Origin of the sequence: Corynebacterium sp. HS2168-gen11 (assembly GCF_024834075.1) — a bacterium.
GTDB lineage: Bacteria > Actinomycetota > Actinomycetes > Mycobacteriales > Mycobacteriaceae > Corynebacterium.
The window spans coordinates 168179-190483 of sequence record NZ_JANUXR010000002.1 but is presented as its reverse complement, the minus strand read 5'-3'; the positions used below and the strand labels follow the sequence as shown (position 1 = coordinate 190483).

The following is a 22305-nucleotide window of genomic DNA, read 5'->3' as shown; positions in this document are numbered from 1 at the left end:
ATCACTGGTATATTGTGTGTTAGCACTCAGTAATTGCCACTGGAATGCCAATGCGAATCGCAAGCCCACCAGTGGCAGTTTCTTTATATTTGCCCATCATATCGCGGCCAGTTTCTGCCATTGTTTGTACAGCATCATCAAGGCTAATCCGGTGAATACCAGTACCTAAGAGTGCTAATCGAGCAGCATTAATTGCTTGCACACTTGCAATAGCATTGCGCTCAATACACGGAATTTGCACTAAACCACCAACCGGATCACAGGTCAGGCCTAAGTTGTGCTCAAGTGCGATTTCTGCAGCATTTTCAATTTGTGCTGGTGTACCACCGAGAACTTGGCAAGTACCGGCAGCAGCCATAGCAGCTGCCGAACCGACTTCACCTTGACAGCCAACTTCAGCACCGGAAATAGAAGCATTTTCCTTAATGATCATTCCGACTGCACCAGCGGTGAGTAAGAAATCTCGCGTCCAAAGTTTCTTCTCAGGCTGGCAAAAATGTGCAATATAGTGCATCACCGCCGGAATTACACCGGCTGCACCGTTGGTTGGTGCTGTCACCACGCGACCACCTGCAGCATTTTCTTCATTAACAGCTAATGCATACAGATTCACCCATTCCATACCGGAAAGCGGATCGCCTGCAAATTTTGATTTTGGACTCGATAAACGATCATAAAGGTCAGGAGCCCGGCGCGTAACCTCCAAACCACCTGGAAGCACACCAGTGTTTTTTAATCCTGCTGTCACGCACTGTTGCATTGTGTGCCACACTGCATCGAGGTGGCGATTGACGATTTCAAGATCACCATGAATAGCTTCTTCGTTTGCTCGCATGATCAGCGGAATTGTTAATCCTTGATCGCTACAAAGCTGTAACAGTTGTGTAGCAGTATGAAAGACAAATGGCAGCTCAGTCTCATTGGAGCTACTTTGTGAGCTATCGTTTGTGGCTGTGGCATCTAGTTCTTCGGCTGAGAGAATAAACCCACCACCAACAGAGAAGTATCGTTGCGTGATCGTGCCCCATGTAAAGGTCACTGCATTTGGATGCTCTGGCAGTGGTACTGGATCAAAAATTATCCGATAGGGAATTGAATGTACTTCTCCATTTGCGGCAATCGTATCACCTGGTTTCGGATTGTGATTTGCCGGTACCGCATCAGGTTCTAATCCTTGAAGTCCAAGAATAATCGCCCGGTCAGTGCCATGGCCTTTACCTGTTGCCGCCAGTGAGCCATGCAAGGTGATGACAAGCGTGTGAGCAGGCGTTGGAGCGTATTCATCAAGAAATCGTTTTGCAGCGCGCATCGGACCTACCGTATGTGATGAGGAAGGGCCGATGCCAATACTAAAAAGATCAACGACGCTAATTGTCATGAGAACCTAGTATAGAGATTCAGATACGATCAGTGGTGAAATTTCTGAACCAGTCACAATTCTTAACGGACGTTGTTTGTTGTGGCCATGTTCAGTAATAAACACAGCTTTTGGCAAAACTCCATCAACAGGCTGCGTTAATGCTTGCAATACCTGTGTGACACTAGCAGTGCGTGGCAAAAAGACGCAGTGATGTGCCTTTGGTGAAGCTTGTTTAATAGTGGCTAAAGAAGTTTCAAGATCCCAGGTGTACTCCGGCCCACATGTTTGCATCCAGTGCAAAATATCGTCTGCTGTGATTAACGCAAGAAACTGCTTGTCATCGTAGATCGGAAATTTTCGAAATGTTTGTCCAAGAACTTCTCTTAAGCTGGTTTCTGGAGTAAACAGTTGAATGATTTGATGCGGAAGGATCGATAAGATCGGCTGCGGGTGTAAGACTTTCTGCCGCAATTGAATAATCGCCTGTACTGTCGCAACAGTGGGATCGGCAATCGGCTGGAAATCCTTGGTATACGTGCCATGTGAAATTGCATTGCGAAGTTCGGTGAATTCTAGCAAGGTGTCTGCGTCGTGAGGCAATAAGATGCCTTCTTTTCTGGCAAGCTGGACCAATCTGGCAAAACTAGTGCCGGGCCGAGCATGAAAGCGCTCCCGAATGGCATGCTCGATGTCATTAAAGGCTGCGATAAATTGGGTGGCACGGTTGGGATTAGTGGAAGTCATATGTAGTACTGTATCGCCTTTGCCAGCAAAAACAAGAAATTTTCACTAATTGGCACACAGATGCAAAACGTGACAAATCCTAGCGTTGGGCGCAACAATATATAAGGACAATCGCAGTGGATGGAAGGCATGTTATGAGTCGAGACTTCGAAAACGTGGCACTTGCTACAAAAGATTTAGTCGTTATTTCGCATGTTGCCTTTCCCGACTTTAAGGTCCCTGCCACTGGACTCAGTTTGCTTGTCACGCAACGCGAGCAAGCCGCGACGACACTTTCACTAACCTTAGCTGGACGCATGAAACCTATCGCAGGCAGCATCCTGCTTTTCGACGATCTTGGTGAGCAGCGTTTTCACCATATTGCGCTTGCTGGTGTTCCAGAGATTGATTCTTTGGAACGTAATATGCCACTCCGCTCGATTATTCGCGAACAAGCCGGATGGGCGCTGCCATGGTATCGTCGCGTGCCACGATCAATCGAGCAGATCCCAACCTATATGCATTATGCCCAACTCACAGGCTTTACTGACGAAACTGGTGCTCCGATTAGCGATCAGCGTGCCAGACAATTAAAAGTAGGCGATCTTGATCCGTACCAGCGTCTGTTGTTTCGCATCGTGCTTGCGCTTATGGCCAGGCCACAAGCCAAATTGCTCATTATTGATGATATCGATCAAGTACGCAGCATGCGGTTGCGCAAGAAACTCTTAGCGACGCTGCAACAATTAAGCACAGAATTGCCAGTTGTCGCAGTGACTGTCAACACTGATATTGAGGATAATCCAACCGCGATCATCGATCTGCGAGGGGAGCAACACTAATGTCTATTGCCTATATCGGTACCGAACTACGCAGGTTCGGACACGGTAAACTCCCACCAATTGCACTGCTTGTCATCGTGTTGATGCCATTGCTGTTTGGCGGATTATTCGTGTGGAGTTACTGGGACCCAATTGGGCGGATTGATCGTCTACCGGTAGCGTTGGTCAATTCAGATCAAGGGGCGACCGTTAACAACGAGCAAGTTCATGCTGGAGACCAGATCGTCGAAAAGCTTGTGCAAACGAAAGCCCTTGATTTTCGTACTGTCACCGCGCAACAGGCACAAGAAGGCGTGCGCGACGGCACCTACTACTTCGCCATTGAGTTGCCGACGGATTTTTCACAAGCAGTAGTCAGTGCTGCGTCACAGGATCCTCATCAAGCGCAAATACAAGCGGTGTATAACAACACCAATGGTCTGATTGCTACCACGTTGGGGAATCAAGCTGTTGCACGTGTGGTGGAAGTCATGAATGAAAGATTTGGCACAGAGATTGTCAATAAGCTTGTAATTGGCTTTTCTACCATCGACGAAGGTTTGGGAAAAGCTGCAACAGGTGCCCAGCAGCTTCACGACGGGACCAATGCGGCGGGGACTGGTGCAACCAAACTTGCAGATGGTGCCACAACACTCGAGGATGGCTTAGCGCGTGCCCACGATGGTGCATCTGCATTGCATGATGGTGCAACACAACTTGCAACTGGACTCGCGCAAGCAGATGATGGCTCACAACGGCTTTCAGAAGGCCTCGTCAAGCTCCAACAAGGTACTGATCGACTTGGCAATGGTGCAGCAGAAGTTGCCAAAGGCGTGCACACCATCGTTGGTTCGGCACAGACATTGACCACTGCGCAGCAACAAGCGCTCCAACCGCTCTATGATTTAACCGAACAACTTCGCCAGACACACATCCCACAAGCAATCACACTGGCAGAGCAAGCAGAAGCATTCCTTACGCAAATAGAAACCGGTAGTCCATTCAGCGATCAAGGACTTGTCGGAAAACTGCAGCAACTTGATGCAGGTGCACAAGAAATTCAACGACAACTCAGTGATCCTCAAGCACAATACCGTCAAGGACTCAACACCGCAGTAGAAGCTGCGGCAAAACTCAGCCACGGTGTGCACAAACTGGCAGATGGATCGACACGACTGGTAGTTGGTACGGAAAAGCTGGTCGATGGTACGAGCAAACTCACGAACGGATCCACAAAACTTACAGTAGGAGCGCAACAACTCGCCGAAGGCGTAGTTCGTCTTGATGCCGGTTCTGGAGAACTCGCGCTGAAACTTACTGAAGCAGGTGAGCGTTTACCACAATTCGGCGATCAAGCTGCGCACACCATTGCAGCACCAGTCACAGTGACTGAACCTAAAGATCACATGGGGCTCTTTGGTCAAGGATTAGCGCCAATGTTTATTTCACTGGGGTTATTTATGGGCGCTACTGCAATGTTTATGTTGCTCAAGCCATATCAGCGCCGGGCGAACGATTCTGGCATGGCACCACTTCGAGTAATCTTGGCGAATTATTTCCCAGCGGTGTTAATTGGCATCGCACAAGCGACGTTGATGTTCTTGGTACAACGTTTTGCGATCGGTATGACAGCGGTGCATGAATTCAAATTATGGCTTGCGATGATATTTATCTCAGCGGTATTTATTACCATTACGCAAGGATTAAATACGGTGTTTGGCACTGCAGTTGGGCGTGTCTTAAGCATAGGACTGATGACATTACAGATGGTCAGCTCTGGTGGCTTGTATCCACCAGAGACGCAACCACTGCCAATTCGAGCATTTCACCATATTGATCCGATGACCTTTAGCGTGAATCTCTTACGCGAAATGATTTTTAATCCAGACTATGGAAGTGATCCTCGTACCGGTGCAGCGATTGTGAATCTTTTGCTCATTGCCGTGCTATTTTTCACGATTTCCTCAGTTGCGGTTTGGCGTAACCGAGTGTGGAGGAAGAAAGACTTACGACCAGAAATTAGCGTCTAGCGAAAAAGACAGGTGGCAGTTGCACGAACTGCCACCTTAAAAATGCAATGCGTGCGTGTCGAGTACATAGTATGCGTGGGGATACGGCTGAGGGATACGCTGGTTTATCGTTGCGGAAGCTCTGCCATACAGAAACGCCAGCTTCTGGCATACGGGAACAGCAATGGCGGGCTTGGCGAGGCTCCAGCTATGACAGAAGTTGCGTCAACTGTGAGTGACGAGTTGTGTAATAGGATAAAAGCATGGATCGCATCGAGTATCAAGCACTTCGAAACCGCGCAGCAGCGTTGCTCTACCTGTTGCCAAAAGTCTCACGACTGATCGATATCTTATCGCATCCAGATCTTTCGATCGCTGGTCTCGAACGCTTCGCAAATGCTGGCATCGATCAAGAAAGCTTGATCATCATTGATCCTTACCAAGTTCGCTGGCCTGAACAGTTGTATGTGGTTGCAGAACTTGATGAGACTTCACTGGTCCCGCTGCAAGACTTTCGTGAACTTTTGCTCCCAATTTCTACGATTTATGATCAGTATCCATTATCGGCAATGGGCTTTTTCCAACGTTTCTTGCGTACAGACACACTCAGTCGTGCGCAACAAGCCGCCGCAGAATTAAAACACCGCTTATCGGATCCACGCTTGCTCCAACTCGAACCCCAAGTACAAAGGCTCATCCAGCGAGCAGAACTGGCAACAAAGCTGCAACAACAAGGCATCGAACTGACAACCAGTCCATATCGCGAAACTATTATCGAGCTCTTGCGAACCCAGCTACAAGCACCACATGCCACAGTGACGTCGTTAAGCAACAGCTACGTTATCCCTGCCGCACGGCTGGTCGCAAAGATTCACCAATCACCACATGCACAACCTGTGTTAGCACAAACAGCGGCAAGTTTGATGCGCACGATCCAACAGCAACGAAGTGATGTGCTTTTGCGCCAAATGCCGGTGGAACTGTTAAAAACTGTCACAGACGAGCGCCTACGTTTTTCAGGAGTAGAAGAACATGGCATTTTCAGTGTGTTCGATGTTTTGCAGACAAGCGTTTCCCGCCTCGAAAATATTCACGGCATTGGGCTTCAAACTGCAAGACGCATGAAAGCTGCTGCCCAAACGCTGGCCTCGGAATCTGAGAACAGCAATGATTACGCCATCGGCAATGATCCAAATGCACAGGTATTGGAATTGCTCACCACGTTGGTAACCTTTGAGCAATCTGACCAACTGCAAGGCTTACAACGCGCAATTCGCACGCGCCTTATGCGGTATTTTCCGCTTACGTCAGGGCAGTACTATCTGCATGCTGCTATGGATGGTGCAATGATTCTTGTCGCGCAGGCACCGGAAACTCTAGAGGTCGTATTTGATGATATTGCCTGGGCAAATGCTACTCCTGAGGTGTTTCTGCCGCCTGAATTCGTGGCTGTGCCGGAGGATATTTGGGCTGATTACCAGCAGGATCCAGCACGTTACCAAGCTTTATTAGAACGTCTCATCGGAGCAAGCAAGAGTTCTGCAAGCACGGATGGTTTATCTGCAGATACCCTGGCGCAGATTCGTGCGTGCGAGCTTGATGAATCCTATTTGAAGAATTTGTATTTGCGTGGGTACCAAAATTTTGGTGCGAAATTTTGTGTTGTGCAGCGCAAAGTGGTCATCGGTGATGAGATGGGTTTGGGTAAAACTATTCAAGCCTTAGCGGTAGCGGCTCATGTTGCAGCAACTGACACGAATAAGATTGTGGCAGTTGTGCCAGCTTCTTTGCTGGTGAACTGGAGTCGTGAGGTGAAGAAATTTACCAATTTGGATGTTTATATTGCTCACGGTGATGTCAAGCATGAGATGGTTCGTGCTTGGGATGATAACGGCGGTGTCTTAATTGTGACATATGCAGGTGCGCGAGCGTTGGAGATTCTGACCCCAAGCTTGGTGATTATCGATGAAGGTCATTTCATTAAAAATCCACAGGCACAGCGTTCTCAAGCCTGCCAGAAGCTGATTCATCGGGCGAAGTATGCGATTGTCATGACTGGTACGCCGATTGAAAATAATGTCGATGAATTCATTCAACTGCTTGTCTATGTGCAACCGCAGATCGTGACCGATGATTTGCCGAAAACTCCGCAAGCTTTTCGACGCGCCGTCGCAGGTGCATATCTGCGCAGGAATCAGCAAGATGTATTAGATGAGTTGCCGGAAAAGGTGGTCACGCAGGATTGGGTAGAATTAAGCCAAACAGATCTTACTCACTACAAAGCGGCGTTGATCAGCGGTAACTGGATGGATGTACGTCGTGCTGCGTATCAAGCATTGACTCCGAATTCCGCAAAAGTTGAGCGCATCCGTGAACTTGTGGATGAGGCTACGCACGAGCAGAAAAATGTGTTGATTTTCTCGTATTTTCGTGATGTGTTGGAGCGGCTTGCGCAAGAATTTTCTGACCAACTCGTTGGTGTGATTCATGGTGGTATTCCACCGAAACAACGACAAGAACTCGTTGACCAGCTTGGAGTGAGCGGCAATGTGCTTATTGCGCAAATTGGTGCTGGTGGCGTTGGATTGAACATTCAAAAGGCGAGTGTTGTTATTCTTGCAGAAAGCCAGGTGAAGCCATCGTTAGAAGACCAAGCAATTGCGCGAGCACATCGCATGGGACAAACCCAGATTGTGCAGGTACACAAGATTTTAGGGCATGAAACTGTCGATGAACGACTGGTTGAGATTCTGGCGACGAAGCGAGAAGTGTTTGATCAATTTGCTCGTAAATCTGATACTGGCGAGATCCCTGATGCTGTTGATATTTCAGAAGGTAAATTAGCGGAAGAAATTATTGCAGCAGAACGCAAACGATTGGGACTTGAAACAGTTGAAGAACCGACACCGTAGCTGCATAACGTGCGTAATTAAGCCGTAAAAACTGCAACACTTGGTGGGCAAGTCGCGCGGGTTTTTGAGCATAGCTACCACACCAGTGTGACCTTGGTTGCAAAGCTGGACTTGGGGGACATCCCAACCCTAGTGTGGCACCAATAACGGAGAGAAAAAGATCGCATCGACAGTTTTTCTCTTCTCGCATTGTCCAACACTGGGTGTAAGGGTGTAGAATTAACAGACTTGAGAATAGTTTTCTACCTTTTGAAAGGATTTGGTGCACGTGCTGCGCACTCATCTCGCGGGAGAACTCCGCAAGGAGACCGCTGGCCAGACTGTGACCTTGACTGGTTGGGTTTCCCGCCGTCGTGATCACGGTGGTGTTATTTTCATCGATTTGCGTGATTCTTCTGGTTTGGCACAGGTGGTTTTCCGTGACAATGAAGTTGCTGAGCGAGCTCATCACCTACGGAGCGAGTTTTGCTTGAAGGTCACTGGTGTCGTTGAGTTGCGTCCTGCAGGTTCGGAAAACCCAAACCTGCCATCTGGCGATGTTGAAATCAACGTCACTGAATTAGAAGTCTTAAACGATGCAGCTCCACTTCCATTCCAAATCGATGACGCTGCCAAGGGCGGTGAAGTCGGTGAAGAAGCACGCTTGAAGTATCGCTATTTGGACTTGCGTCGTACATCCCAAGGTGGGGCACTGCGCTTGCGTTCAAAGGCAAACCAAGCAGCACGTCGAGTGCTCGAGAAGCACGACTTCGTCGAAATTGAGACCCCAACTCTGACCCGTTCTACGCCAGAAGGTGCGCGCGACTTCTTGGTACCAGCTCGCTTGAAGCCAGGTTCATGGTACGCATTGCCACAATCTCCACAGTTGTTCAAACAACTGCTGATGGTGGCAGGTATGGAGCGCTATTACCAGATCGCTCGTTGCTACCGTGATGAAGATTTCCGCGCCGATCGCCAGCCAGAATTCACTCAGCTCGATATCGAGATGAGCTTCGTGGATCAAGACGATGTGATTGCGTTGGCAGAAGAAATCGTCAAGGAACTCTGGAAGCTTATTGGCTATGAGATTTCCACCCCAATCCCACGTATGACATACCACGATGCGATGCGTCTGTACGGCTCTGATAAGCCGGACTTGCGCTTTGATATTCAGCTGGTGGAATGTACTGAATTCTTCAAAGACACCCCATTCCGCGTGTTCCAGAACGAATACGTCGGTGCAGTTGTCATGGAAGGTGGCGCATCTCAGCCACGTCGTCAGCTTGATGCATGGCAGGAGTGGGCGAAGCAGCGTGGTGCACGTGGCCTGGCCTATATTCTTATCGACGAAAACGGTGAGCTTGCTGGTCCAGTTGCGAAGAATCTTTCTGATGCGGAGCGTGCAGGCATTGCGGCTCACGTTGGTGCAAAGCCTGGCGACTGCGTATTCTTCGCAGCAGGTGATACCAAGAGCTCACGTGCATTGCTTGGTGCAGCTCGTGGTGAAATTGCAAAGAAGCTTGACTTGATCAAGGAAGGCGACTGGGCGTTTACCTGGGTTGTCGACGCGCCAATGTTCGAGCCTTCTGCAGATGCAACTGCTTCCGGCGATGTTGCATTGGGCCACTCCGCATGGACAGCTGTTCACCACGCCTTTACCTCGCCAAAGCCTGAATGCCTCGATACCTTCGATACAAATCCAGGCGAGGCGTTGGCATATGCATACGATATTGTATGTAACGGCAATGAAATCGGCGGCGGTTCCATTCGTATTCACCGTCGCGATATTCAAGAGCGTGTTTTTGCTGTTATGGGTATCACCGAAGAAGAAGCACAAGAGAAGTTCGGCTTCTTGCTTGAAGCCTTCTCCTATGGTGCACCACCACACGGTGGATTGGCATTCGGTTGGGACCGTATCGTGTCTCTACTCGGCGGTTTTGACTCCATTCGTGATGTCATTGCCTTCCCGAAGTCTGGTGGCGGCGTCGATCCACTGACCGATGCACCAGCACCAATTCCGTTGCAACAACGTAAAGAAACCGGTGTTGACTTCAAACCTAAAGCAGAAAAGAAGTAGCACAAGGTAAACTAGGAGGCCTAATCGCATGTACTGTGGTTGGGCCTCTTTTCCCTATATCGGACAAGGTGAATTATGACGACCTCCCCTCAGCAAGTTCTTAACGATACAATCATTCGCACCGCTGAAGCATTGCTTACCGAACGCTTTGGTGGAGATCAACATCTTTTTGGCGCAGCGCAGCTCGGTGGTTCGGGTAGCGGTATTGTGTTACGTGCCAAAGTGGAGCCTTCACCGTTTGTCCAATTCAAAAGTGTCGTTATTAAATACATTCCAGGTACCGACAACATTGAAGATAAAGTTGCCTTAGTGCGTGAGGTTATTGGCTACCAGTTCACCACTAGTTTGAATGAAGATGTCCGCCCAGGTCCCGTGCTGTTAGCGTACGATCTAGAGAAGAAACTGATTGTCATTACCGATGCCGGTGATGGCGATACTGTTGCTGATTTGCTGGTTGATAAAGACCCCGCGCGCAGGATCGCATTATTACGCGATTTAGGGCGTGCGCTTGGCAAAATGCATAAAGGTACTGCAGGGAAAGAGGAGCAATTTCTTATCTTGCAAAACCGAATGCTGCAAAAACAGCCACTGGTGAAAAAGTTTCATGAGCATCGTGAACGTTTGGTTGCAGTGGGTATCCCATTTGCAGAGAAAATTTTAAGTAGCGTTGGTATTGCAATTCCAGCAGAGGTTCACGATTACGCTGCAGAAGCTACACGACGATTAGTGCGTGGCCAGCATCGAGCGTTTACTCCATTTGATTTAAGCCCAGATAATATTTTGATGACTGATCGCAAAACTCACTTCCTGGACTATGAATGGGCTGGCTACCGGGATGCGACTTTCGATGTGGCTTGCGTGATCGCAGGATTCCCGCAATTTTTAGCGCCACGAGAGATCTCAGATGAAGAAGCTGATGCTTTTATTGATGCGTGGGTGCACGAAACCGGTGAGATCTGGCCAAATGTGAACAATCGTCAGCGCTTGCATAACCGCATTATTACGGCTTTGGTGGGTTGGACGTTTTCCTCGATCGCGTTGCTACATTTTGATATCACACTGGATCATATTGAAACTCCAAATGATGCCGATTACGAGTCAGAAATCTTTATTGAAGACCTTCTAGAACGATCAGCACCGTGGGCGCATGAATTATTTGCGAATACCGATTCCATTGATGAAGATTTACGGCTCATTCGACTGGATTTATTAGAAACTTACGAGGCACTGTACCGATTTGCTCGTCGAAGCGATGAAGAAGCTGCTCGCAGCGTTGCCAGCTTTGCACTCGAAATGGTTGAAAGGTTGCGCTGAACGTAGATGTTGTTTGACACTGCTGTAGATGTGCAACCATCGAATACTCCAGATCAGCCGCTTGCTGCTAGGATGCGACCGCGTAGCATCGATGAGGTCATTGGGCAACAGCACTTGTTAGCGCCAGGGCGTCCATTGCGACGATTGTTGGAAGGCTCAGGAGAATCATCGGTCATCTTGTATGGTCCCCCTGGAACCGGCAAGACCACCCTTGCGTCGTTACTTTCCACGGCAACAGGGCAGAAGTTTGTTGGGTTGTCTGCCTTGAACTCTGGTGTCAAAGAAGTTCGCGCAGTGATCGATCAAGCACGACGTGATCTTATTCACGGCAGTAAAACAGTGTTGTTTATCGATGAGGTGCACAGGTTCTCAAAAACTCAGCAAGATGCACTTCTGGCGGCTGTAGAAAATCGCGTGGTGTTGTTAGTTGCAGCTACTACCGAAAACCCAAGTTTTTCTGTGGTATCGCCGCTATTATCGCGTTCCTTATTGTTATCTTTGACTCCTTTAACCGACGATGAAATCGCGACGGTATTAACCAGGGCAATTGCCGACTCACGAGGGTTAGGGGAAAGGATTCGCGTCGAAAAGCCAGCACTTGATCTGCTCGTGCAACTCGCTGCAGGGGATGCACGCAGGAGCTTAACCTATTTAGAGGCCGCAGCCGAAGCAGTTGCGGATGGACAAGTACTGACTGCGGAACTAGTTGGGGCAACGATTGATCGTGCTGCGGTGCGCTATGACCGTGATGGTGATCAACATTATGATGTGACCAGTGCGTTTATTAAGTCTATTCGCGGTTCTGATGTTGATGCTGCGCTGCATTATCTCGCTCGGATGATTGCTGCTGGTGAAGATCCACGATTTATTGCGCGAAGATTAGTTGTACATGCCAGTGAAGATATTGGGATGGCGGATCCCACGGCATTGCAAACTGCGGTTGCTGCAGCTCAAGCGGTACAGTTGATTGGTATGCCAGAAGCGCGGTTAAGCTTGGCACAAGCAACGATTCACTTAGCGACGGCACCAAAATCAAACGCGGTGTATCGAGCAATTTCAGATGCATTAGAAGATGTTCACCAAGGCAAGACCGGCACTGTGCCAGCGCATCTTCGGGATGGCCATTATTCCGGGGCAAAAAAATTAGGGAATGCCCAAGGATATTTGTATCCGCATGATTATCCATCTGGAGTTGTTGCACAACAGTACTTACCTGATAATCTGGCACAAGCAAACTATTATAAACCCACCTCACGTGGCCAAGAGTCACGAATTTCTGAGGTGTTAGAGAAACTGAAACAACTTACGCGCGGGAAAGTGCTAAAGTAAGCAAGTTGTATGTGCGCTGTCAAAAGTGTGCAAGCGCAAATAAGAAAGAGGAAGAATGCAAACTCACGAAATCCGCGAGCGTTTCACGAACCACTTTGTTAAAGCTGGACACCAAGCTGTACCAAGTGCGTCGTTGATTCTTGATGATCCTAACCTGTTGTTTGTCAACGCAGGTATGGTGCCATTCAAGCCATACTTTCTTGGTCAACAAAACCCACCATTTGCCAATGGAACTGCTACCAGTATTCAAAAGTGTGTGCGTACGCTTGATATTGAAGAAGTTGGCATTACCACCCGCCATAATACGTTCTTCCAAATGGCAGGTAATTTCTCCTTCGGTCAATATTTTAAAGAAGGTGCAATTAAGCACGCATGGAGTCTGCTCACTGATTCCATTGAAGATGGCGGTTATGGGTTCGATCCAGAAAAGCTATGGGTAACTGTTTACCTCGACGATGATGAGGCCGCGGATATTTGGCATAACCAAATTGGTTTGCCACTTGAGCGCATTCAGCGTCTTGGCATGGCTGATAACTACTGGTCTATGGGTGTTCCAGGACCATGTGGCCCATCGAGTGAAATTTATTATGACCGTGGCCCAGAATACGGCAACGAAGGCGGCCCAGCTGCTGATGATTCCCGTTACCTAGAAATCTGGAACCTGGTGTTCATGCAAAATGAGCGCGGTGAAGGTATCGGTAAAGATAATTTCGAAATCATTGGTCCACTGCCAAAGAAGAATATCGATACCGGCATGGGTGTCGAGCGTGTCGCATGTTTGCTCCAAGGCGTGGATAACGTTTACGAGACTGACCTGTTGCGTCCAGTCATTGATGCAGCTCAAGAACAAACTGGTGCGGTGTATGGCAAGACTCGCGAAGATGATATTCGTTTCCGCGTGATTGCAGACCACTCACGTACAGCCATGATGCTGATTCTCGACGGTGTGACCCCAGGTAATGAAGGCCGTGGTTACATTTTGCGTCGCCTATTGCGTCGTATCATTCGTTCTGCACGTTTGCTCGGTGCAACTGGTCAGACCATGGAAGTCTTCATCAATACGATTATGGACACCATGACGCCTTCGTACCCTGAAATTGCAGAGAACCGTGAACGTATTTTGCGTGTTGCAGTGACAGAGGAAAAGGCTTTCTTAAAGACTCTCGAATCTGGCACCCAGTTGTTTGAAGAAGCCGCAGCAAAGGTCAAGGCAGGTGGTCAAACCACGTTGGTTGGTGCTGATGCATTTGCCCTGCACGATACCTACGGTTTCCCAATTGATCTGACCTTAGAAATGGCAGCTGAGGCTGGCTTAGAGGTTGATACTGCTGGTTTCGATACTTTGATGGCGCAGCAGCGTTCCCGTGCAAAGGCTGATTCCCAAGCCAAGAAGCATGGACATGCTGACCTTTCGATTTATCGTGATTGGGTGGATAATAAACCAACCGAATTCTTAGGATATGACTCCCTGGAATCCGATTCCACAGTTATTGGCCTGATTGCTGATGGACAGAAAGTCAATGAAGTTCACGCTGGCCAGACTGTTGAAGTAATTTTGGATGCTTCTCCACTCTACGCAGAAGCCGGTGGTCAAATTGGTGACCGTGGTCAAATTGTGATGGGTGATACTGTGTTGCGCGTCAATGATGTGCAAAAGATCGGTAAAAAGCTGTGGGTACATCGTGCCACTGTGGAATCCGGTGGTCTGGGTCTTGGTGACACTGTTGCCGCACAGGTTGATGCAGCATGGCGCCATGCAGCACGCCAAGCACACTCTGGTACTCACCTAATCCACGCAGCATTGCGCGAGGTGCTTGGTCCTACGGCAGTACAGGCTGGTTCGATGAACAAGCCAGGATACCTACGATTCGATTTCAATTACACTGAATCATTAACCGCTGATCAGCTTGCTCGTATTGAGGCGATCACCAATGAAGCAGTCGATACAGACTGGAAAGTCAATACCATTGAAACTTCATTGGACGAAGCGAAAGCAATGGGAGCAATGGCACTGTTCGGTGAAAACTATGGTTCTGAAGTTCGCGTTGTGGAAATCGGCGGACCATTCTCGATGGAGCTGTGTGGTGGTACCCACGTTGCTCATTCATCGCAAATCGGCCCAATTGCGATCCTAGGTGAATCGTCAGTTGGTTCTGGTGTGCGCCGCATTGAAGCATATTCTGGTTTGAACTCCTTCAATTATCTTTCCAAGGAGCGTGCAACGCTCAACGGCTTGGCAACTGCGTTGAAAGCACCTTCTCAGGAAGTTCCAGATCGCGTGGAACAATTGGTGGCAAAGCTCAAAGAAGCAGAAAAGCGCATCGAAGATCTCCGTCAAGCTCAATTATTGGCGCGTAGCGCTGAACTGAAGAACAGTGCTACACGTATTGGCGAATTTGCAGTGCTGACAGCAACCTTGCCAGAAGGTACCAGTGCGCAAGACTTGCGTACCCTCGCAACGGACCTGAAGAATCAGTACGGTGAACAGCCAGCAGTTGTTGTGCTTGCGAGCGAAGCCGATCAAAAGGTTCCATTCGTGGTTGCAGCTACTAAGACTGCAGTTGCACAAGGTGTGAAGTCTGGCGATTTAGTGAAAGAAATCGGCACCTATGTTGCAGGCCGCGGTGGCGGTAAACCTGACATGGCACAAGGCTCCGGTAGCGATGCAGCTGGTTTGCCAAATGCATTTGCTGCAGTAGAAGATATTGTGCGCACGTTAGGATAAGGCGCACAGCATCAAAAGGCCTGAAGTTGGTTACTGACTTTAGGCCTTTTATGCTGATTTATTGCATTGCCGCAGATATACGAAAGGAACATCCAACATATGGCAAAAGTTACCCCAGATCGACCAGGTGAAGATGACCCAGGCTATGGTCGTCGGCTTGGCGTTGATGTTGGTACTGTGCGCATTGGGCTTGCCTTATCTGGCAGTGATGCAACGATGGCGATGCCACTGGAGACAATCAAGCGTGAAACCGGACTAAAAGACCGTGATCAAGCTGATATCGATCGCTTGGTGGCAGTAATTAACGAAAACAATGTGGTAGAAGTTGTCGTTGGCTTGCCACGCGATTTACAAGGCAATGGTTCGAAAAGTGTCAAACATGCCAAGGATATTGGTTTCCGCATTCGTCGCCGCTTGCCGCATATTCCTGTGAAATATGCCGATGAACGTCTTACAACAGTGATTGCTACTCACGCGTTACGAGAAGCTGGCGTAAACTCGAGACATCATCGAACGATGATTGACCAAATTGCTGCGGTTGAGATTCTACAGTCGTGGCTAGACGAGCGACGCGTGTTTCTTCAGACAGATGCGAGTGCACACAGTAGTATGACTGAGGAGTCATCCGAACAATAAAGGAGAGCTGATTCGCATGCGCATGGAACCATTGTATGTGAAGCGACGTCAACGAGCAGCAGCAGTGGTGATTACCGCGCTGGTGTTACTCATCGGTGCTTTGATCCATATCGGCGTATCTGTGATCAACCGACCTGACGATGACTATAAAGGTCAGGGGGAAGACATTGCATTAGTTGTGGTCGAAGATGGCGCTACTATGCTTTCTCTTGGTTCCGCATTAGTGGATGCAGAAATCGTGGCATCTGTTGAAACGTTCAATCAGATAGCTGCAGCAGATGAGCGTTCCGTGCAACTCCAGCCTGGTGTGTATCGTTTGCATACACATATAAGTGCTGCGGCAGCTGTCGAGGCGTTATTAGATACAACCAATATGGTCGATCGTTTGGAGATTCCTGGTGGATCCACATTGATGGACGTCACCGTGGTGGGAGGTCCAACGCGAGCAGGTATTTATAGCGAAATTTCCAAGATTAGTTGTGGTGAAGGAAGTCCAAAATGCTTAGATGTTGCAGAGTTGCAACACGTTGCTGCTACTGCAAGCATGGACGAACTCGGAGTGCCAGAATGGGCACGAGAACGTGTGCTGGCACGAGGTGAAGATCCACGCAGATTAGAAGGTTTGATTGTTCCAGGTCAATATGTGGTGGTGCCAGGACATGATGCCGTCACAATTTTACGCAATTTGATCACGCGTTCTGAAACGGCACTGCTGCGTGAGAACCTTACTACTCGCGCAGCACAACTGAACCTTCACCCGTATGATCTCTTAACCGCAGCCTCATTGGTGGAACGCGAATCACCAGCAGGAGACTTCGACAAGGTTGCCCGCGTGATTTTGAATCGTCTCGCGCTACCAATGCGCCTTGAGTTCGATTCCACGGTAAATTACGACTTACTTGAAGTTGAGATTGCAACCACGGACGAAGACCGTGCACGTCCAACCGCGTGGAATACCTACCAAAAAGATGGTCTACCAGAGACCCCAATTGCTTCGCCATCGATGGAAGCCATTTCTGCGATGGAACATCCAGCTGAAGGTGACTGGCTGTTTTTCGTGACAATCGACAAAGACGGTCGTACAGTATTTACCTCGACGCATGAGGATCATCTCATAGCAGTTGAAGAATCAATCGCCAATGGCGTGTTGGATTCGAATCGTTAAATATCGGCATAATGCCTGGCAACGTGGAGTCACGTGCCAGGCATTCGTCGTAAGACAGTCCCACGTGGCACTAGACTATAGTTTTGATTGCCAATGCGTGTGACTGTTTGCGTTGCTGGATTCACCTTTCGCGGGATTGCTTGCAAGCTTGTCGGTTGGCAGGTGTAGCACTAAGCTTGATGCGCAATGCTGGTGGGTCGTTCGACTCCTGACATTGAAACTGCATACACCTAGTCTTGTGATCGCTGCTATGACCCTGCGGCAAGCCTCGAACATGAGCAGTGAGTATAATCTGATCACACGTGCATCGCGGGTGTATGCAGTGTGAAAGTCCGGCATTATTTCATTATTGAGCACTGATTTATCGTAAGGATTTCTATGCCGCAAGCTGCTGTTTTAGGTTCGCCGATTGCGCACTCGCGTTCACCGCTTATTCATACAGCTGGTTACCGCGCACTCGGGCTTGATGATTGGTCGTATACAGCACATGAGTGTACCGCCGAGCAACTACCTGCATTTGTGCGGCAAGCACCAGAAACCTATCGTGGCTTTTCGGTAACCATGCCGGCAAAATTTGCAGCGCTTGCCTTCGCAGATACTGTGTCAGATAAAGCAGCGCTGATTGGTAGCGCCAACACTTTGGTACGGACGGCCGATGGATGGTTTGCCGATAATACTGACTGTGAAGGCGCACTCGGTGCACTTCAAACCTTAGAGCTTGCGCTACCTTCAACCAACAGCTCAGCGGTCATTATTGGTGCAGGTGGCACCGCTCGTCCAGTGTTCTGGGCATTAGCACAACTTGGATTTAGCAAAATTACGATTGTGAATCGTTCCGATCGACGCGCTGAATTCATTGAACTTGCCCACGCGTTAGGGGTGACTGTTGATTGCACAAGCTTTGACGACGCCACGGTGCCGGCCTTAATTGAGCAAAGTAGCGTTGTGGTAAACACTGTGCCAGCTGCAGGTATTGCGGCATATACCGATATCCTCGCACAAGCACCGGTCTTCGATGTGATCTACGATCCGTTTCCAACTCCATTGATGCAAACTGCAGCGCAACGCGGTTTCCCGGTGGCACATGGCTACCACATGCTGGTACACCAAGCGCTTGGACAGTTTCTTCAATTTACCGGTCAAGCAACAAGTTTCGATGTTATGTACCAAGCGTTAGAGCTTCCATCTCAATATTTATAAACCTTCACGCAAGCCGCCAGTAGGTTGCATGCGTGAAGCCAGATGCTGGTAATTGGGAATGTCAGTGGCCTGTTGAGTGTGCGTGTGTGCGTCGAAAAGCTAGCATTGGACGGCTGAGGGTGATGCACTAGATCCAATAATAGTTTCTCAAGACAAACTATTTGTTTCTTGTTAGGCTCCCTATTTATGGAGGGGTTATTTCTGCTCTGGTCTGGCGCTATTTGCTATTATGACCTGCGGTTTCATCGGATCCCGAATCTGCTTACGTATCCAGCGGCAGTCGTATGTTTGCCATTGGTTTCAGTGCATGTCTTTGGGCTGGCATGGCCGTTGCTGTATGTTTTGGTCAATCAGATAAACAGGATTGCTTCGACAACATTCATGAAACGTGTTCGGCTCGGTGGTGGTGATTATAAACTTGCGATCAGCTTGGGACTCTTGGTTGGTGATGATGTGCTGATTGCGATAATCGGGGCTCAAATATTTACCTTAGCTGCGATAATTATGAAAAAAACGACGCATGTTGCACATGGTCCTGCCATGCTCGCAGCAGCGATCGCGACTGTCTGGTTGCCATAACACTTACGTACCGATGGATATTATGGGGGTAAAAACTCTCAGAATTGCGCATTCTCATGAGATAATAACGGAATGCTCAGATGGACAACTTCTGGAGAATCGCACGGCCAAGCGCTCGTCGCCATGATTGAACATATGCCAAGCGGCGTTCCGATCACACGCGAAGATATTGGCATACAACTGGCACGCCGTCGTCTGGGGTATGGCCGCGGAGCCCGAATGAAATTTGAGGCTGATGAAGTCACGTTATTAACCGGTATTCGTCATGGCCTGACCTTGGGCAGTCCAATTGCAATTATGATCGGCAATACTGAGTGGCCAAAATGGACCACTATTATGTCTGCTGATCCACTTGATCTTGATGATGCAGAGACTCAGGTTGCCATGGCTTCTGGCCGTGGGGCAGCACTGACGCGACCACGACCAGGTCATGCAGATTTTGCCGGTATGATTAAGTACGACTTTGATGAGGCTCGTCCAGTGCTTGAGCGTGCCTCAGCTCGTGAAACTGCAGCTCGTGTGGCCGCAGCAACAGTTGCCCGTAATTTCTTAAGGGAAACGCTCGGAGTTGAGGTTTTTAGCCATGTGATTTCAATCGGCGCTTCGGAAGTTGTTGCTGATGTTCATCCAACGTTTGCCGATCTTGAGCGCATTGATGCTTCTCCAGTGCGTGCCGCGCATCCGGATGCCGAAGCCAGCATGATTGCAGAAATCGAGGCTGCGAAAAAACAAGGGGATACCTTAGGCGGTATCGTCGAAGTGATTGTCGAAGGTTTGCCAATTGGATTGGGTTCGCATATTAGCGAAGATGATCGTCTTGATGCCCAACTTGCCGCAGCGTTGATGAGTATCCAAGCCATCAAGGGTGTTGAGATTGGCGATGGCTTTGACCTTGCGCGTCGCCGAGGAACCCAAGCCCATGATGAAATAGTTTATGAACAGCAGCGTTTCCAGCGTCTCACGAATCGTGCCGGTGGGCTTGAAGGTGGTATGACCAATGGTGAAACCTTGCGGGTTCGGGCTGCAATGAAGCCTATTTCCACGGTTCCGCGCGCACTTCGCAGTGTAGATATGCAAACCGGTGCACCTGCAGTCGGAATCCATCAACGCTCGGATGTTTGTGCGGTGCCAGCAGCTGGTGTCGTGGCAGAAGCTATGGTTGCGTTAGTATTAGCTCGTGCTGTTTTGCAAAAATTCGGTGGCGATAGCTTGGCTGAAACTCAACGTAATATTGAAGCATATCGCGAATATGTTGCACGTAAGCTCACGTTTAAGGAGTAATAATGGCACCTGTCATCATTTTAGTCGGACCTCCCGGAGCGGGGAAAACCACTATCGGCAAGCGCCTCGCCAGTGCATTGAATCGGAAATTCGTTGATACTGATGAGTTTTTGGAGCTCCAGGAAGGGCGTAGTTGCCAAGAGCTTATCGACGAAGACGGCATTGAAAAATTCCGTGAACTGGAAGCTATCGCGGTGGAAGAACTGCTTGAAACCACGGCGGTGGTAAGTTTAGGCGGTGGAGCTGTGGAAACTGCTTCGATTAGAGAGCTTTTGCGATGCCATGCTGTGGTGTGGCTGGATGTGAGTATGGAAGAAGGCCAGCGCCGGACGCAAGCTGATTCGCATCGACCACTGTTACGGGATACCAGCTATGCAGACCTGGTACAACCACGATTGCCGCTGTATCAAGAGGTTTCAACATGGCGCGTGCGTACTGACGGCCGTACTCCGCAACAAATTGCTACCGCTGTGTTAGCTGCTATTGATACACAACAAGAGTTTGCACGGCGGCGAGATCCCATTAAAAGTTGATGCGACAAGAGTGGTCTCAAGCAGCCCTCGTATTTTCTGACTGTTGGCATACAAGTACTAAAGGTTGAACATGACAGTTTTTTCTACGATCTCAGTAACCGGTGCTCAACCTTATGATGTTGTCATTGGTGAGAATCTTTCCGCTGAAATCACCACATGGATTCAACATGCAGGTGTAGCATCCGTCGGTATTGTGGTGCAACCAAGCCTTGAATCACAGGTCGCGACGTTGATTGCAGCGATTGAATCACTAGGTATGAGCGTCGTCAAGCTTATGATTCCAGATGCTGAACAGGGCAAAACATTTGCTGTTTGTGAACGTCTCTGGGGCGAACTGGGCGAAGCTGGGTTTACCAGGCATGATTTGCTCATTGGTTTTGGTGGTGGCGCTGCAACGGATTTAGCGGGATTTGTTGCTGCGACGTGGATGCGTGGCATGAAAGTTGTGCATATTCCAACCAGTTTGCTTGCGGCGGTTGATGCGGCTGTGGGCGGGAAAACCGGTATTAATACTGCGCAGGGGAAAAATTTGGTTGGTGCTTTTCATGAGCCAGCAGCGGTGTTTATCGATGTCGCATATTTACGCACGCTGCCACACGCTGAATTGGTTGCTGGTAGTGCGGAGATTATTAAAACTGGGTTGATTGCTGATACGGAAATTTTGGCACGATATGAGGAAAATCCAGCTTCCTGCCTTGATGTTTCGGGGTATTTGCCGGAATTGATTGCGCGTAGCGTGGCCGTAAAGGCAAGTGTTGTCAGCCAAGATTTGAAAGAGTCGGGGCTGCGCGAAATCTTAAATTATGGGCATACGTTTGGGCATGCGGTCGAACTTGTAGAGGACTATTCCTGGAGACATGGAAATGCGGTGGCCGTTGGAATGATGTTCGTTGCGTATCTAAGTCAGGAACGAGGACTTATTGATGAAGCCTTTGTGCAACGACATCGGAATATTCTTCGCTCAGTTGGATTGCCGACGACCTATGCTGGCAGTGACTTTGCCGCCTTGTATGGTGCAATGACTCGGGATAAGAAAAACCGAAACGGTAATATTCGCTTTGTGGCACTGACGAGTGCTGGAAACCCTACACGAATCGAGGATGCAACCTATGCGCAACTCCAACATGCCTATCAGCGGCTTGCCTGTGATTCGCGAGCATGACGTCGCAGGTGCGCGCAGTGTTTTGGTGCTCAATGGGCCGAATCTTGATAGGTTAGGCAAACGGCAGCCAGAGGTATATGGCAAGACTACACTGGCGGATCTAGAGCTGTTACTGCATGCCAGAGCCAACGAATATGGCATTACCGTATGTTGTAAGCAGTCGAATTATGAAGGTCAGCTGATTGAATGGATTCATGAAGCAGCTGATAAGGGCCAACCTGTGATTATTAATCCAGGCGGGCTGACACATACTTCAGTCGCGTTGCGCGATGCATTGGCAGAAATTAGTGATCAAGCTGGTTTTATTGAGGTGCATATTTCGAATATCCATGCCCGCGAACCATTTCGGGCACATTCGTATCTTTCGCCGATTGCAAAAGGCGTGATCGCAGGATTAGGCGTTCAAGGCTATTTGCTTGCACTAGACTATTGCGTTGCGCAGATGTAAAACTATCATGTGTTCAACCGCACAATTGCATATCATTTGATGGAAAGAAAAG

17 protein-coding genes are annotated in these 22305 nt (G+C 49.0%); 15 read left to right on the top strand and 2 right to left on the bottom strand.

All coding sequences use genetic code 11. The features are described from left to right. Positions 1-19: 19 nt before the first annotated feature. The gene (locus tag NXS99_RS02165; protein ID WP_259287034.1) at positions 20-1378 is read right to left on the bottom strand and encodes an L-serine ammonia-lyase; all 1359 of its coding nucleotides are present in this window, start codon (positions 1376-1378) and stop codon (positions 20-22) included. Positions 1379-1384: 6 nt separating this feature from the next. Beyond that, positions 1385-2104: a hypothetical protein gene (locus NXS99_RS02160; RefSeq protein WP_259287033.1), complete on the bottom strand. Its 720-nt coding sequence runs from the start codon at positions 2102-2104 to the stop codon at positions 1385-1387. A gap of 134 nt (positions 2105-2238) precedes the next feature. Between NXS99_RS02160 and NXS99_RS02155 the strand changes: the two genes are divergently transcribed. From NXS99_RS02155 to aroQ, 15 genes are all read left to right on the top strand, one after another. Beyond that, entirely contained in the window at positions 2239-2925 is a 687-nt protein-coding gene (locus NXS99_RS02155) for a hypothetical protein (protein ID WP_259287032.1), read from the top strand. After that, on the top strand, positions 2925-4934 hold the full coding sequence (locus NXS99_RS02150; protein WP_259287031.1) for a YhgE/Pip domain-containing protein: 2010 nt from the start codon (positions 2925-2927) through the stop codon (positions 4932-4934). Before NXS99_RS02155 ends, NXS99_RS02150 begins: the two co-directional genes overlap by 1 nt. A 242-nt stretch (positions 4935-5176) precedes the next feature. Then, a complete protein-coding gene (locus NXS99_RS02145) occupies positions 5177-7825 on the top strand; it encodes an SNF2-related protein (protein ID WP_259287030.1) in 2649 nt (882 codons plus the stop codon). A 268-nt stretch (positions 7826-8093) separates the two neighbouring features. After that, the gene (aspS, locus tag NXS99_RS02140; RefSeq protein WP_259287029.1) at positions 8094-9881 is read left to right on the top strand and encodes an aspartate--tRNA ligase; all 1788 of its coding nucleotides are present in this window, start codon (positions 8094-8096) and stop codon (positions 9879-9881) included. Positions 9882-9956: 75 nt separating this feature from the next. After that, complete coding sequence (locus tag NXS99_RS02135) at positions 9957-11195, top strand: phosphotransferase (RefSeq protein WP_259287028.1); 1239 nt, start codon at positions 9957-9959, stop codon at positions 11193-11195. Between the two features lie 6 nt (positions 11196-11201). Continuing rightward, complete coding sequence (locus tag NXS99_RS02130; protein ID WP_259287027.1) at positions 11202-12524, top strand: replication-associated recombination protein A; 1323 nt, start codon at positions 11202-11204, stop codon at positions 12522-12524. Positions 12525-12579: 55 nt separating this feature from the next. Continuing rightward, on the top strand, positions 12580-15249 hold the full coding sequence (alaS, locus tag NXS99_RS02125; protein ID WP_259287026.1) for an alanine--tRNA ligase: 2670 nt from the start codon (positions 12580-12582) through the stop codon (positions 15247-15249). A gap of 99 nt (positions 15250-15348) precedes the next feature. Further along, positions 15349-15885: a Holliday junction resolvase RuvX gene (ruvX, locus tag NXS99_RS02120; protein WP_259287025.1), complete on the top strand. Its 537-nt coding sequence runs from the start codon at positions 15349-15351 to the stop codon at positions 15883-15885. A 16-nt stretch (positions 15886-15901) separates the two neighbouring features. Then, positions 15902-17050 carry an endolytic transglycosylase MltG gene (mltG, locus tag NXS99_RS02115; protein WP_259287024.1) on the top strand — a complete coding sequence of 383 codons (1149 nt, stop codon included), beginning with the start codon at positions 15902-15904 and terminating at the stop codon, positions 17048-17050. 378 nt (positions 17051-17428) lie between these two features. Continuing rightward, the gene (locus NXS99_RS02110) at positions 17429-18250 is read left to right on the top strand and encodes a shikimate dehydrogenase (RefSeq protein ID WP_259287023.1); all 822 of its coding nucleotides are present in this window, start codon (positions 17429-17431) and stop codon (positions 18248-18250) included. Positions 18251-18436: 186 nt separating this feature from the next. Beyond that, on the top strand, positions 18437-18829 hold the full coding sequence (locus NXS99_RS02105) for an A24 family peptidase (protein ID WP_259287022.1): 393 nt from the start codon (positions 18437-18439) through the stop codon (positions 18827-18829). Positions 18830-18901: 72 nt separating this feature from the next. After that, complete coding sequence (aroC, locus tag NXS99_RS02100) at positions 18902-20110, top strand: chorismate synthase (protein WP_259287021.1); 1209 nt, start codon at positions 18902-18904, stop codon at positions 20108-20110. A gap of 2 nt (positions 20111-20112) precedes the next feature. Next, a complete protein-coding gene (locus NXS99_RS02095; RefSeq protein WP_259287020.1) occupies positions 20113-20643 on the top strand; it encodes a shikimate kinase in 531 nt (176 codons plus the stop codon). A gap of 70 nt (positions 20644-20713) precedes the next feature. After that, a complete protein-coding gene (gene aroB, locus NXS99_RS02090) occupies positions 20714-21805 on the top strand; it encodes a 3-dehydroquinate synthase (protein ID WP_396124796.1) in 1092 nt (363 codons plus the stop codon). Next, positions 21768-22253: a type II 3-dehydroquinate dehydratase gene (aroQ, locus tag NXS99_RS02085; protein ID WP_259287114.1), complete on the top strand. Its 486-nt coding sequence runs from the start codon at positions 21768-21770 to the stop codon at positions 22251-22253. Before aroB ends, aroQ begins: the two co-directional genes overlap by 38 nt. Positions 22254-22305: the final 52 nt, after the last annotated feature.

Coding starts and splice junctions, on each gene's coding strand:
- NXS99_RS02165 (WP_259287034.1), bottom strand. CDS start 1,378: ATGACAATTAGCGTCGTTGATCTTTTTAGTATTGGCATCGGCCCTTCC.
- NXS99_RS02160 (WP_259287033.1), bottom strand. CDS start 2,104: ATGACTTCCACTAATCCCAACCGTGCCACCCAATTTATCGCAGCCTTT.
- NXS99_RS02155 (WP_259287032.1), top strand. CDS start 2,239: ATGAGTCGAGACTTCGAAAACGTGGCACTTGCTACAAAAGATTTAGTC.
- NXS99_RS02150 (WP_259287031.1), top strand. CDS start 2,925: ATGTCTATTGCCTATATCGGTACCGAACTACGCAGGTTCGGACACGGT.
- NXS99_RS02145 (WP_259287030.1), top strand. CDS start 5,177: ATGGATCGCATCGAGTATCAAGCACTTCGAAACCGCGCAGCAGCGTTG.
- NXS99_RS02135 (WP_259287028.1), top strand. CDS start 9,957: ATGACGACCTCCCCTCAGCAAGTTCTTAACGATACAATCATTCGCACC.
- NXS99_RS02130 (WP_259287027.1), top strand. CDS start 11,202: ATGTTGTTTGACACTGCTGTAGATGTGCAACCATCGAATACTCCAGAT.
- alaS (WP_259287026.1), top strand. CDS start 12,580: ATGCAAACTCACGAAATCCGCGAGCGTTTCACGAACCACTTTGTTAAA.
- ruvX (WP_259287025.1), top strand. CDS start 15,349: ATGGCAAAAGTTACCCCAGATCGACCAGGTGAAGATGACCCAGGCTAT.
- mltG (WP_259287024.1), top strand. CDS start 15,902: ATGCGCATGGAACCATTGTATGTGAAGCGACGTCAACGAGCAGCAGCA.
- NXS99_RS02110 (WP_259287023.1), top strand. CDS start 17,429: ATGCCGCAAGCTGCTGTTTTAGGTTCGCCGATTGCGCACTCGCGTTCA.
- NXS99_RS02105 (WP_259287022.1), top strand. CDS start 18,437: ATGGAGGGGTTATTTCTGCTCTGGTCTGGCGCTATTTGCTATTATGAC.
- aroC (WP_259287021.1), top strand. CDS start 18,902: ATGCTCAGATGGACAACTTCTGGAGAATCGCACGGCCAAGCGCTCGTC.
- NXS99_RS02095 (WP_259287020.1), top strand. CDS start 20,113: ATGGCACCTGTCATCATTTTAGTCGGACCTCCCGGAGCGGGGAAAACC.
- aroB (WP_396124796.1), top strand. CDS start 20,714: ATGACAGTTTTTTCTACGATCTCAGTAACCGGTGCTCAACCTTATGAT.
- aroQ (WP_259287114.1), top strand. CDS start 21,768: ATGCCTATCAGCGGCTTGCCTGTGATTCGCGAGCATGACGTCGCAGGT.